The following is a 12938-nucleotide window of genomic DNA, read 5'->3' on the forward strand; positions in this document are numbered from 1 at the left end:
AGGTCAGTCATATCAGAAAAGGCTGTCACACAGCAGAGCCGATACCTTACCGTTAAGTACGAATAATTGTCAGCTTTTTCACCTCGCTGCGCTGAATTCTCTCCGGCTTCATGGCACACTACTGGCCGATTTAGCAAAAGGCCTGCGGAGGGCTACGTGGACAAAATTTTCGTCGATGAGGCAGTGAACGAACTGCACACTATTCAGGACATGCTGCGCTGGGCGGTGAGCCGCTTTTCCGCTGCCGGAATCTGGTACGGGCATGGCACAGATAATCCCTGGGACGAAGCCGTTCAACTGGTCCTGCCGTCACTCTGGCTGCCGCTGGATATTCCGGAAGATATGCGCAATGCGCGTCTGACCGCCAGCGAGCGTCTCTTAATCGTCGAGCGCGTGATCCGTCGCGTCAACGAGCGTATTCCGGTCGCCTATCTGACCAATAAAGCCTGGTTCTGCGGCCACGAATTCTTTGTGGATGAGCGCGTGCTGGTGCCGCGTTCACCGATCGGCGAACTGATCGAGAACCGCTTTGCCGGTCTGGTCAGTGCCCCGCCGCGTCATATTCTCGATATGTGCACCGGCAGCGGCTGTATCGCGATTGCCTGCGCCTACGCCTTCCCGGAAGCGGAAGTCGATGCGGTCGATATTTCGACCGGTGCGCTGGCGGTGGCCGAGCAGAACATCGAAGAGCATGGCCTGATCCATCAGGTTACGCCGATCCGTGCCGATCTGTTCCGCGAACTGCCGCCGCTGAAATACGATCTGATCGTCACCAATCCGCCTTATGTGGATGCGGAAGATATGGACGACCTGCCGAATGAATATCGCCATGAGCCGGAGCTTGGCCTGGCAGCCGGCAGCGACGGCCTCAAGCTGGTGCGCCGCATACTGGCCTGCGCGCCTGACTATCTCAGCGAGCAGGGCGTTCTGGTCTGCGAAGTGGGCAACAGCATGGTGCACATGATCGAGCAGTATCCTGATGTGCCGTTCACCTGGCTGGAATTCGACAACGGCGGGGACGGTGTCTTTACCCTGACGCGCCAGCAGATCGTCGACGCACAACACCATTTCTCTTTTTACAAAGACTAAAAGTGGGGCGAAGCCTCGCCCGCCGAACTCTGACAAGGAAACAGCATGGCCGGAAACAGCATCGGGCAATTTTTTCGAGTAACCACCTTTGGCGAATCCCACGGTCTGGCGCTGGGCTGTATCGTTGATGGCGTGCCGCCGGGCATTCCGCTGACGGAGGCCGACATTCAGCACGATCTCGATCGCCGTCGTCCCGGCACCTCGCGCTACACCACACAGCGTCGCGAGCCGGATCAGGTGAAAATTTTGTCGGGTGTTTTTGAAGGGGTCACCACCGGCACCTCTATCGGTCTGCTGATTGAGAATACCGATCAGCGCTCCCAGGATTATGGCGCCATCAAGGATCTCTTCCGTCCCGGCCATGCTGATTACACCTACGAGCAGAAATATGGTCAGCGCGACTATCGCGGCGGCGGCCGCTCGTCGGCGCGCGAAACCGCGATGCGCGTCGCGGCGGGCGCGATTGCCAAAAAGTATCTGCAGATGAAGCATGGCGTGGTGGTGCGCGGTTATCTGGCGCAGATCGGTGACGTCGCCTGTGAGCTGAAAGACTGGAGCATCGTTGAACAGAACCCGTTCTTCTGCCCGGATGCCGACAAGCTGGAAGCGCTGGATGAACTGATGCGTGGCCTGAAAAAAGAGGGCGACTCCATTGGCGCGAAAGTGACGGTCATGGCGGATAACGTGCCGCCAGGCCTGGGCGAGCCGGTCTTTGACCGTCTGGATGCCGATCTGGCGCATGCGCTGATGAGCATCAACGCGGTAAAAGGCGTCGAAATCGGTGACGGTTTTGCCGTGGTGAACCAGCGCGGCAGCCAGCATCGCGACGAAATCCGTCACGACGGTTTCCAGAGCAACCACGCGGGCGGCATTCTGGGCGGCATCAGCAGCGGCCAGACCATCAGCGCCAACCTGGCGATGAAACCGACCTCCAGCATCACCGTCCCGGGCAAAACCATTACCCGCGACGGCGAAGAGGTGGAGATGATCACTAAAGGCCGCCACGATCCCTGCGTCGGGATCCGCGCCGTGCCGATCGCCGAGGCGATGATGGCGATCGTCCTGATGGATCATCTGCTGCGCCAGCGTGCGCAGAACGGTGACGTTAACAGCTCCGTGCCACGCTGGTGACAGGATGAAGAGACTCCTGCTTATCCTCAGCGCGCTGCTGGTCAGCGCATCCAGCCTGGCGGCGACGCCGTGGCAGCGTATTCAGCAGCCCATCAGCGGTGCGCCCCAATCCATCGGGGGCTTCGCCAACGGCTGTATCGTTGGTGCTGAGGCGCTGCCGCTGAATTCACCTCACTATCAGGTGATGCGTCAGGATCAGCGTCGCTATTTCGGTCATCCCGATCTGATTCAGTTTATTCAGCGACTCAGTAACCAGGTGCACAACCTGCAGCTGGGCAATGTGCTGATCGGCGATATGGGCATGGCAGCAGGCGGCCGCTTCAGCAGCGGTCACGCCAGTCACCAGACCGGACTCGACGTCGATATCTGGCTGCAGCTGCCCAAAACCCGCTGGAGCGCGCAGCAGCTGCTGAAGCCGCAACCGCTGGATCTGGTGGGGCCGGGCGATCGCAATGTGATTGCCCGTCACTGGCAGCCCGAAATTGACAGCCTGATTAAACTGGCGGCGAAAGATGATGAAGTTACGCGTATCTTCGTCAATCCGGCGATTAAAAAGCAGCTATGTGCCGATGCGGGAAGCGACCGGGCGTGGCTGCGCAAAGTGCGTCCGTGGTTCGCTCATCGCGCTCATATGCATGTGCGGCTGCGCTGCCCGGCGGGCAGTCCCGGGTGCGAAGAGCAGCCTGAACCGCCTGCGGGTGACGGCTGTGGCGCCGAGCTGCAGAGCTGGTTCCTGCCGAAGCAGCCGGGTTCAGGCGCGCCGGTGAAACGCGAGCCGCCACCGCTTCCGCCTGCCTGTCAGGCCCTGCTGGATAAACATCTACTGTAAGGGATTCCATGGATTGGTTTGTGGTCAGCCCGCTGCTGGTCGGGCTGCTGTTCTTAATCGCCATGCTCGCCGGTTTTATCGATTCCATCGCGGGCGGCGGCGGGTTACTGACCGTGCCTTCGCTGCTGGCTGCGGGCCTCTCTCCGGCCCAGGCGCTGGCGACCAATAAGCTGCAGTCGGTCGGCGGATCGTTTTCCGCCAGCCTCTATTTTGTCCGGCGCGGCGCGGTCAGTCTGAAAGAGCAGAGGCTGAACATCGCCATGACGCTGCTCGGTTCGGTACTGGGCGCCATCCTGATCCAGCGCCTGCAGGCGGATTTTCTGCGTCAGATGCTGCCGCTGTTCCTGATCGCTATCGGCCTGTGGTTCCTGCTGATGCCGCGTCTGGGGGAAGTGGACCAGACGCGCCGCCTGCATGGCCTCGCCTACGCGCTGGTCGGCGGCGGAGCGATAGGATTCTACGACGGATTCTTCGGCCCCGGCGCTGGCTCTTTCTATGCGCTGGCGTTTGTCACGCTCTGCGGCTACAACCTCGCCAAAGCGACCGCCCATGCCAAGGTACTGAACTTCACCTCGAACGTGGGCAGCCTGCTGTTCTTTATGTTTGGCGGTAAAGTCGTCTGGGGAACCGGTCTGATCATGATGCTCGGGGCTTTCTGCGGTGCCCGCATGGGCGCGCGCCTGGTGCTGAGCCGCGGACAGAAACTGATCCGCCCGATGGTGGTGATTGTCTCCGCCGTCATGAGCATTAAATTATTGTGGGACAGCCACGGCAGCGCCATTATGGCCTGGCTTGCCGCGCTGCAATCGTAACTTTTCACGTGAACCTGTCATGAACCCGACCCATCATTACGAACAGCTGATCGCGCTGTTCGATCGCTGCTTCAGCGATGAATTTCAGACCCGTCTAATTAAAGGCGACGATGAACCGATCTATCTTCCTGCCGACGAAACGTCGCCGTGGAACCGGGTGGTCTTCGCCCACGGCTTTTACGCCAGCGCCCTGCATGAAATCTCTCACTGGTGCATCGCCGGCGAAGCCCGTCGTAAGCTGGTCGATTTTGGCTACTGGTATTGCCCGGATGGCCGCGATGCCCAGACGCAGAGCCAGTTTGAAGCGGTAGAAGTGAAGCCGCAGGCGCTGGAGTGGATGTTTTGTACCGCGGCAGGCTTTCCCTTCAACGTGAGTTGTGACAATCTCGATGGAGATTGTGAGCCGGATCGCATTGCGTTTCAGCGTAAGGTGCATGCTCAGGTGATGCGTTATCTGACGTCGGGTATTCCCGACCGTCCCGCGCGTTTTATTACCGCTCTGGCGGAATTTTATGGCAGACCGCCATTAACCGCGTCGCAGTTTCCCTGGCCGGACGATCTGTGATGCAGCAAGGCATGATTAAAAGAGGAATTGAGATGATCGCAGAATTTGAAGCGCGTATTCTGGCCCTGATTGACGACATGGTTGATCACGCCAGCGACGATGAGCTGTTCGCCAGCGGTTATCTGCGCGGGCACCTGACTCTGGCGGTCGCGGAAGTCGAGCAGCTGGATGAACACACCCCGGAAGCGCTGCAGGTTCAGGTCTCACGCAGCCTGCAAAATGCCATTGCCGCCGGTGAACTTTCACCGCGCGACCAGGCCCTGGTCGTCGGCATGTGGGATAACCTGTTCGTTCAGGCCCGCCAGCTCTCCGCGTAATCGTGCCGGGCGGCGTGCCGCCCGTTGCGTCCGCTAGACCGCTTTTCCCTTCAGTAATTTCCTGACCCAGTAACGATTCGGATTGAGCGCCGCCAGCGTCGCAGCATCCAGCGGCTGCGGTTCACCCGCCAGCTGGGCGGCCAGCACTTCGGCCACCAGCGGTGCACTGCACAGGCCGCGCGATCCCAGCGCACCAGCAATAAACAAGCCCGGCAGATCGGGCGCTTCAGCGACCTCACCGCCGCGGGCCAGCGTGGCCGGCAGATCGGCATACTGCGCCAGCGTTGCCGCATAATCGGGCACGCTGCCGACCATCGGCAGGTGATCGCGCGACGCACAGCGCACACCCATTCTCGCTTCGCCGCCACTGACATCGACGCCTCTGGCCCACTCGCCGTCCGGCAGGCAGTGCACCAGCCGACTGCGGTTCTCCTGCTGATCCGTCTCGCGATAATCGGTGGTGGTCTCGCCCCGGCGGTAGCTGGCGCCAATGCAGTGGGTGCCAAACTGCGGGCTGACAGGCGTCAGATAGCCGTCGTAACAGAGCACCGTCTGCAGCGCATCCAGGCCGGGCGTGGAGGGAACGTGACTGACCTGACCGGCCACCGCATAGGCTGGCAGGGGGGCGCTCTGGATAAAGTCAGCAATGGTGTGACCGTTCGTCAGCACCACGCTGGTGTGGCGAACCGCCGGACGATCGCGGAAAGTGAGCGTCCACTGCTCATCCTCGCGCGACAGCGTCTCGACGCGGTGCAGCCAGTGAATGCGCAGGCCCTGAGTTTCGCCATAGGCCAGGATCGCCGTCGTCAGTTCGACCGGTGAAAGCCAGCCGCCCTGCGGATAGAAAATACCGTCATGGCCATGTTTAACATTCGCCAGCCTTTCTGCCTCGGCGACATCGACGTGATGGGCGATCGTCTCTGGCAGCCCCATCGCCAGCATCTTCCCGATCTTTTTACGGCTCTTCTCATCCCAGCCCAGTTGCAGCACGCCACTCCAGGCATGTTCATAGCTGACGTTTAGCTGGTCGTAGAGCCTGCGGGCGAAGCCAAAGGCCGCCGGGAAAAAGGTCGCCAGGGCCGGATCGTGCTGGTTGAGAAGCGGGTAGAGCGCCCCCTGACGGTTACCGGAGGCGTTCAGCGCGGGCGCTTCATCGGCACAGTAGAGCGTTACCCGCCAGCCGCGACGCAGCAGCGCCAGCGCCAGGGTCGCACTGGCAACGCCACCGCCGATCAGGGCTACTTCGCGCTCTTCAGCGGCGCGGCGGTGATACCACGGCTGCGGGCTGGGCAGTGCAGGCGCATCCTGCAATGTGCCGCACAGCATCTCGCGTTTCGGACCAAATCCTTTGCGGCGGATGACGTCAAAGCCCGCCTGCTGCAGCCCGCGCCGCACAAAACCGGCGGCGGTGAAGGTGGCGAAGGTCGCCTCCGGCCGCGCCAGCCTTGCCATCATGCCGAACAGCTCCGGCGTCCACATGTCGGGGTTCTTCGACGGGGCAAACCCGTCCAGGAACCAGGCATCCACCTGGCGATGCAGACTTTCATCCAGCTGACTCATCAGCGCGTTAATATCCCCCAGCCAGAGATCCAGCGTGATGCGACCGCCATCAAACAGCAGCCGCTGACAGCCGGGCAGGGCAGCAGGCCACTGCGCCTGCAGCGCCCCGGCCCAGTGTGCCAGTTCAGGCCAGTGCTGATGGGCCGCCGCCAGATCTTCGCGGGTCAGGGGGAATTTTTCGAAACTGATGAAGTGCAGTCGTCTGAGAGGGGCATCCGGCTGTTCACGCTGAAAGGCGTCGAACGCCTGCCACAGCGTCAGGAAATTGAGACCGGTGCCAAAACCGCTCTCCGCCACGACCAGGAGATCGCGCGGATGCGCAGCAAAACGCTGGGGAAAACCGTTCCCGCCAAGGAATACGTAGCGCGTCTCTTCCAGACCGTTGTCATTAGAGAAATAGACGTCATCAAACGCTCGGGAAACAGGTGTACCCTGTTCATTCCAGTTTAGCTGTGCATGTTCAACCGATGTTAATTTCACGGCAAAGGCTCATTTTTCAGGCAGTGGCGCGATTTTAACGACCCACGTGACATGACGCAAATTTACAAAAGGAAATAGCTGATCGGACTTGTTCGGCGTACAAGTGTACGCTAGAGTGCATCCCAATTAAGAAGAAGTGGATGAGGAAGATTGAATGAAACGTGCTGTGATTACTGGCTTAGGGATCGTTTCCAGTATTGGTAATAACCAGCAGGAAGTGCTGTCATCTCTGCGTGAAGGACGCTCTGGCATCACCTTTTCTGAAGAGATGAAAGATTCCGGCATGCGTAGTCACGTCTGGGGTAACGTTAAATTAGATACCACCGGCCTCATCGATCGCAAAGTTGTGCGTTTTATGAGTGATGCGTCCATCTATGCTTATCTCTCCATGGAAGAAGCGATTAAAGATTCCGGCCTCAGCGCTGAAATGTATCAGAGCAACCCGCGTGTGGGTCTGATTGCCGGTTCAGGCGGCGGTTCGCCACGTTTTCAGGTGTTCGGTGCGGACGCCATGCGCAGCCCGCGTGGTCTGAAAGCCGTGGGTCCCTATGTCGTGACCAAGGCGATGGCATCCGGTGTATCTGCCTGCCTCGCCACGCCATTTAAAATTCATGGCGTAAACTACTCGATCAGCTCCGCCTGTGCCACCTCTGCGCACTGTATCGGTAACGCGGTTGAGCAGATTCAGCTGGGCAAACAGGATATCGTTTTTGCCGGTGGCGGCGAAGAGCTGTGCTGGGAGATGGCCTGTGAGTTCGACGCAATGGGCGCGCTCTCTACCCGCTACAACGACACGCCAGAAAAAGCGTCACGCACCTATGACAACGAGCGCGACGGCTTCGTTATCGCCGGTGGCGGTGGCATGGTCGTGGTTGAAGAGCTGGAGCATGCGCTGGCCCGTGGTGCGCACATCTATGCCGAAATCGTCGGTTACGGTGCGACCTCCGATGGTGCCGACATGGTTGCGCCGTCAGGCGAAGGCGCAGTGCGCTGCATGAAGATGGCGATGAACGGTGTGGATACCCCAATCGACTACCTGAACAGCCACGGTACTTCCACCCCGGTGGGCGACGTGAAAGAGCTGGGTGCGATCCGCGAAGTGTTTGGCGACAACACGCCGTACATCTCTGCGACCAAAGCCATGACCGGTCACTCCCTGGGTGCGGCGGGCGTGCAGGAAGCGATCTACTCACTGCTGATGCTGGAACATGGCTTTATCGCGCCTAGCATCAACATCAGTTCACTCGATGCGGCAGCGGAAGGCATGAACATTGTCACCCAGCCGATGGAAAAAGAGCTGACCACGGTGATGTCCAACAGCTTCGGCTTCGGCGGCACCAACGCCACGCTGACCATGCGTAAATATCAGGCGTAATCATTACGTCAGGATGCTGAAGGGCCGGCTTGCCGGCCCTTTTTCTTTGCCCGGCGCAGTGCGCGTCTTTTTCACCTTGACGTTTCCCCCTGACGTAAAGGCGCATCCGTCTGAAGTCTCCCTCCCTGCGCCTGTTTAACGCTCCGCCTTAATCCGCCTGCAGCAGCGCTCGCAGCTTATCGCACCCTGTTACGATCTCCTCCGGCGTCAGCGCCGCAAAGCCCAGCATCCAGCCCTGCTGCGGCGTGGACCCGGCATAGAGCGGACTCAGGCGCGGCAGCAGCAGACCCCGCTGTGCTGCCAGCGCGGTCAGTCGCGCTTCCCGTTGTGGCTCTTGCTGGTTGAGTTTCACCGTGACCTGCAGGCCGCCGCCGCTGGCCATCGGCGTGAGCCAGGGCGACAGCCGCTGCGTAATCTGCGTCCGCAACAGATCCCGACGGCTGTGATAGAGCTGACGCATCAGCCGCAGATGGCTGGCGAAATGGCCCTGCTGCAGAAAGGCGGCGGTTATCGCCTGCGGCAACAGGGCACTGTGACCGTCCAGCACGCTGCGCGCCTGGCCGAGGGGCGTGATCAGCGCGGGCGGAACAACCATCCAGGCCAGCCGCAGCGAGGGGAACAGCGATTTAGAAAAGGTGCCCAGCGTAATCACCCGCTGATAGCGATCCAGGCCCTGCAGGGCCGGAACAGGACGCTCGTCGTAATGAAACTCGCTGTCATAATCGTCCTCGATCAGCCAGCTCTGGTGGCGCTGCGCCCACGCCAGCCACGCCAGACGCCGTGGCAGGCTCAGCGTGGCGCCGGTGGGATAATGGTGCGAGGGGGTCAGATACATCAGCTTCGCGCTGCCGCTGGCGGGCAGCGCGCCTTCGGCGTCCACCCCGATGCCGCGCACCTGTGCGCCAGCGGCCAGAAACGCGTTGCGGGCGCCGGGATAACCGGGCTCCTCCATCCACACCGTGTCGCCAGGATCGACCAGCATCATAGCCAGCAGCTGCAGCGCCTGTTGCGAACTGGTCAGAATGATGACCTGCTCCGGCTGGCAGACTACGCCCCTGGCGAGCGACAGATAATCGGCGAGGGCGCCGCGCAGTGGCAGATAGCCGCATGGATCGCCATACCCCATCGCCGCGCTGCCCAGGGTGCGCTGCACGTTGCCGGTTAATCGTCGCCAGAGATCGTGAGGAAATGCACGTAACTCCGGTGAACCGGCGGCAAATGCATGGGGAAAAGGGGGATCCTGACAGCCTCCGGTCGCCAGCACCTGCTGGCCCCGCGCCGAGAACCGGGCAGGCTGAGGGCGGCTCGCTGGCGACTGCGGGCTGACGGGAACGGTAATGGCAACAAAGGTACCGCGCCCGGTCTCGCGTCGCAGATAGCCTTCACTCTCCAGCTGTCCGTAAGCCGCCTCCACCGTGACGCGGGACAGCCGCAGGTCCTGCGCCAGCTGTCGGCTGGAGGGCAGCTGCTGCCCGGCGTGCAGATGATGACGGTGGATTGCCAGCCGCAGAGTGGCGCAGAGCCGCTCACGCACGCCGCCGCTCGCCTGATGCTGGAAAAGTTGTAACAGCGGAGAGCTCATATGGGTCTTATCCCTGATGAGGAATGGGTATCAGTAAGCAGTCCAATTTGCCGTAAACTGCCTGCTCACCACAACAGGAGAATCGCGATGTCATCGGTTTTACGCATTCCGGCCGCCACGCCGCAGCACAGTCTGGAGTATCTGCAGGCTAAACTCGCTTACTACACTGACGCCTGGGATCTGGCGGAAGATTTAGGGCAGCAGCTCACGGATATTGTCGTGATTGATGCGCGCGCCCCGGACGCGTATCGCGCCGGACATATCTGCAGCGCGATTAACTTTCCGCATCGCGGCATGAACGCGGAGAGCACGGCCCGGCTCGACCGCAGCAAAGTCTATGTCACCTATTGTGACGGCATCGGCTGCAACGGCTCGACGAAAGCGGCTCTGAAGCTGGCTTCGCTGGGGTTTCAGGTCAAAGAGCTGACTGGCGGGCTGGATTTCTGGAAACGGGACGGTCATCCGCTGACGTGGGGGGAGGCGGCGGGTGAATGGCCCGTTTCCGGGCCGGCGGCATCCTGTGGCTGCTGACTCAGAACACCAGCCAGAGCAGGAAGATAACTAACAGCGCGACAAACAGACCCAGCAGGGGACGCTGAGCCAGAGGTTGCAGACCCGCGGGCAGCGAGGCGACAAACGGCGACCAGATCGGCTGCGGCTTGATCTCGCTGGGCGCCAGCGGCTGCTCGTGAAGTTTCTCTGCCCGCTCGGCGCGACGGCTGAACAGGAAGTTAAGCAGATCCTGCGTCTGGGTCGCGGTGAGCACGGTCTGCGGCGTCGCCTGGAAACGCTGCTGGCTGTACTCCTCCAGCTGGCTCTGTTCCTGCTTATCCAGCGGCTGTTTCAGGGACGCCTCCAGCAATTGCAGCGTCGGCGCGCTGTGCTGGCTCAGCGTCTGGCGCACCTGCAGATACTGGGTCAGCAGCGGGAAGTGGCGCGACGGGATCGGATCGCCGCTGGTCAGATTCACCAGCTTCAGGGCCGCCGTCCAGAGCTTCCCGGTCGATTCACCGGTCGCGGCCGCCAGACGGATCACCTGCTGATTCAGCGTATGGTGCTCGGCAGGCAGCAGGGTGCGATCGCTGACGCGGATCTGTTGCGGCTGCGGGATCGTCATCTGCCCGTTCTGCAGCATGGTCAGCACCTGGTGCAGCTGATCCTGACTCAGCGCGCTCAGCACGGTCTGACCAAACTGCTGGCGAATGAAGTCGCTGACCGCCTGACGGTTATTGCCCTTAGGCAGCAGCTCGGTGAGCTGGGTCATCAGCTGACGCGTGGCGTGGCCGTTCTGCGCCTGGGTCAGGCGGCTGTTAAGGTACTGTTCCGCTAACGGAAAGTGGCGCGACTGCAACTCAGCCTCGCTCTTCACGCCGACCTCATGGCGAACGCCCGCCCAGAGTTCAGGCGCTTTGAGATTGCTGAGCGAAGAGATACGCACGATCAGACGTTCTAAGGTGGTGCGCTGCGCAGGGGAGAGCGGCTGCTCACCGGCCACCGAACCGTGACGCGAAACGCCGGTTTGCGGATTGACAGATGAACGATCGCCGACCGGCACACCGGGGCCGCTGAGAGGTTGCATGGCGGATTCCTTGGAAAAACAGAACAGCGTGGGGTGCGCCGGAACAAGAATAGGCCATGATAGCAAAAGCCCCCGTGAAATCCCACGGGGGACATCTGTTTGATGCGAGATTTACTCTTCCGCCAGCTTCAGGCGATGACGACGCCAGCGTTTCCAGAGTGGCGGGACAAGCAGGACCACAATCGCCAGCACCAGCAGCACTTTGCAAATCAGGCTTTCCCACAGGATCACCAGATTGCCGTTACTGATCGACAGGGCGCGGCGCAGGTTCTGTTCGAGCATTTCACCCAGCACGAAGCCCAGAATCAGGGGCGACATCGGGAAGTCCATTTTGCGCAGGATATAGCCGAAAATCCCCAGACCGACCATCAGCAGCAGATCGAAGGTGGTGCTGTGCACGGCGTAAACGCCCACGGCGGAAATCGCGGCGATGGCCGGCACCAGGATCCAGAGCGGAATGCTCAGCATACGGGCAAAAACGTTGATCATCGGGATGTTCATCACCAGCAGCATGACGTTGCCAATCAGCAGTGCCGCGATCAGACCCCAGACGATATCCGGCTGCTCGACAAACATCGCCGGGCCTGGCGTGATGTTATAGAGCGTCAGGGCGCCGACCATCACCGCCGTGGTGCCGGAACCAGGGATACCCAGCGTCAGCATCGGGATAAAGGAGCCACAGGCGGAGGCGTTGTTTGCCGCTTCCGGGGCGGCCACGCCGCGGATATCGCCTTTACCGAACTGGTCACTGCCGCTGATTTTTTTCTCCGTCATGTAGGCGATGGCGCTGGCGATGGTCGCACCGGCACCCGGCAGAACGCCGACAAAGAAGCCCAGGAAGGAGGAGCGTAGCGTTGCACCGGTTGCCATCGCCGCCTCTTTCATGTTGAACATCATGCGGCCGCTCGCCCGCACCGCCTTCTGACCGCTGCTGGTTGATTCCAGCATCAGCAGAATTTCACTGACCGAGAACAGGCCAATCACGACAACCACAAACTGAATGCCGTCGGAAAGGTGGACGCTTTCGAAGGTAAACCGGTAGACGCCGGTATTCGCATCCACCCCGACCGTCGCCATGCCCAGACCGATTAAGGCGGCAAGGAACGATTTCAGCGGGTTGTGGCTCATCATGCTGCCCAGGCAGGCGATGGCGAAGACCATCAGGGCAAAATATTCAGCCGGTCCGAACGCCAGCGACCAGCTGGCCAGCAGCGGGGCGAACAGAATGATCCCCACGATAGCGATGGTGGAGCCGATAAACGAGCTGACCGCCGAAATGGAGAGGGCGACGCCCGCTTTACCCTGCTGCGCCATGGGGTAGCCATCCAGCGCGGTCATGATGGCACCGGCATCGCCCGGCACGTTGAGCAGAATCGAGGAGATACGTCCGCCATACTCACAGCCGATATAAACCGTCGCCAGCAGGATCAGCGCCGATTCAGCCGGCAGGTGCAGCGCAAACGCCAGCGGCATCAGAATTGCCACGCCGTTAATCGGGCCGAGGCCAGGCAGCAGGCCGACGATGGTGCCGATAAAGCAGCCGATCAGGGCGATCAGCAGATTCTCTGGCGTCATGGCGACGGCAAAGCCCTGCATTAAAAAGGACCAGGTATCCATGA

The 12938-nt window shown here is 60.9% G+C and carries 12 protein-coding genes; 8 read left to right on the forward strand and 4 right to left on the reverse strand.

Translation table 11 applies throughout. The features are described from left to right. Positions 1 to 156 precede the first annotated feature (156 nt). The 6 genes from prmB to J1C59_RS05905 are packed head-to-tail and all read left to right on the forward strand — an operon-like array spanning position 157 to position 4743. Positions 157 to 1089 carry a 50S ribosomal protein L3 N(5)-glutamine methyltransferase gene (gene prmB / locus J1C59_RS05880; RefSeq protein ID WP_128085457.1) on the forward strand — a complete coding sequence of 311 codons (933 nt, stop codon included), beginning with the start codon at positions 157 to 159 and terminating at the stop codon, positions 1087 to 1089. A 45-nt stretch (positions 1090 to 1134) separates the two neighbouring features. Further along, a complete protein-coding gene (aroC, locus tag J1C59_RS05885; protein WP_140916975.1) occupies positions 1135 to 2220 on the forward strand; it encodes a chorismate synthase in 1086 nt (361 codons plus the stop codon). A 4-nt stretch (positions 2221 to 2224) separates the two neighbouring features. Next, a complete protein-coding gene (mepA, locus tag J1C59_RS05890) occupies positions 2225 to 3049 on the forward strand; it encodes a penicillin-insensitive murein endopeptidase (RefSeq protein WP_140916974.1) in 825 nt (274 codons plus the stop codon). 8 nt (positions 3050 to 3057) lie between these two features. After that, on the forward strand, positions 3058 to 3861 hold the full coding sequence (locus J1C59_RS05895) for a sulfite exporter TauE/SafE family protein (protein ID WP_128086954.1): 804 nt from the start codon (positions 3058 to 3060) through the stop codon (positions 3859 to 3861). Positions 3862 to 3880: 19 nt separating this feature from the next. Then, positions 3881 to 4426, forward strand: a complete 546-nt coding sequence (locus J1C59_RS05900) for an elongation factor P hydroxylase (protein ID WP_128086955.1) — start codon at positions 3881 to 3883, stop codon at positions 4424 to 4426. A gap of 32 nt (positions 4427 to 4458) precedes the next feature. Next, positions 4459 to 4743, forward strand: coding sequence for a YfcL family protein (locus J1C59_RS05905; protein WP_128086956.1), 285 nt, complete (start codon positions 4459 to 4461; stop codon positions 4741 to 4743). 33 nt (positions 4744 to 4776) lie between these two features. On the opposite strand, the gene mnmC is transcribed toward J1C59_RS05905, so the two are convergent. Next, positions 4777 to 6783 (reverse strand): bifunctional tRNA (5-methylaminomethyl-2-thiouridine)(34)-methyltransferase MnmC2/FAD-dependent 5-carboxymethylaminomethyl-2-thiouridine(34) oxidoreductase MnmC1, encoded by a 2007-nt coding sequence (gene mnmC, locus J1C59_RS05910; protein ID WP_140916973.1) that lies wholly within the window; start codon positions 6781 to 6783, stop codon positions 4777 to 4779. A gap of 154 nt (positions 6784 to 6937) precedes the next feature. Between mnmC and fabB the strand changes: the two genes are divergently transcribed. Further along, positions 6938 to 8158, forward strand: coding sequence for a beta-ketoacyl-ACP synthase I (fabB, locus tag J1C59_RS05915; RefSeq protein WP_111140438.1), 1221 nt, complete (start codon positions 6938 to 6940; stop codon positions 8156 to 8158). Between the two features lie 148 nt (positions 8159 to 8306). Here the strand turns inward: fabB and pdxR are convergent, their stop codons facing one another. After that, positions 8307 to 9740, reverse strand: coding sequence for a MocR-like pyridoxine biosynthesis transcription factor PdxR (pdxR, locus tag J1C59_RS05920; RefSeq protein WP_128086005.1), 1434 nt, complete (start codon positions 9738 to 9740; stop codon positions 8307 to 8309). An 87-nt stretch (positions 9741 to 9827) separates the two neighbouring features. Here pdxR and J1C59_RS05925 point away from each other — a divergent pair, with 87 nt between their 5' ends. Then, positions 9828 to 10271, forward strand: coding sequence for a rhodanese-like domain-containing protein (locus J1C59_RS05925; RefSeq protein WP_128086006.1), 444 nt, complete (start codon positions 9828 to 9830; stop codon positions 10269 to 10271). A 1-nt stretch (position 10272) separates the two neighbouring features. On the opposite strand, the gene flk is transcribed toward J1C59_RS05925, so the two are convergent. Both flk and J1C59_RS05935 read right to left on the reverse strand, forming a co-directional pair. Beyond that, a complete protein-coding gene (gene flk, locus J1C59_RS05930) occupies positions 10273 to 11319 on the reverse strand; it encodes a flagella biosynthesis regulator Flk (protein WP_128086007.1) in 1047 nt (348 codons plus the stop codon). 111 nt (positions 11320 to 11430) lie between these two features. Continuing rightward, positions 11431 to 12936 (reverse strand): tripartite tricarboxylate transporter permease, encoded by a 1506-nt coding sequence (locus tag J1C59_RS05935; RefSeq protein ID WP_128086008.1) that lies wholly within the window; start codon positions 12934 to 12936, stop codon positions 11431 to 11433. Positions 12937 to 12938: the final 2 nt, after the last annotated feature.

The sequence above is a fragment of the Pantoea deleyi genome (assembly GCF_022647325.1).
Lineage (GTDB): Bacteria > Pseudomonadota > Gammaproteobacteria > Enterobacterales > Enterobacteriaceae > Pantoea > Pantoea deleyi.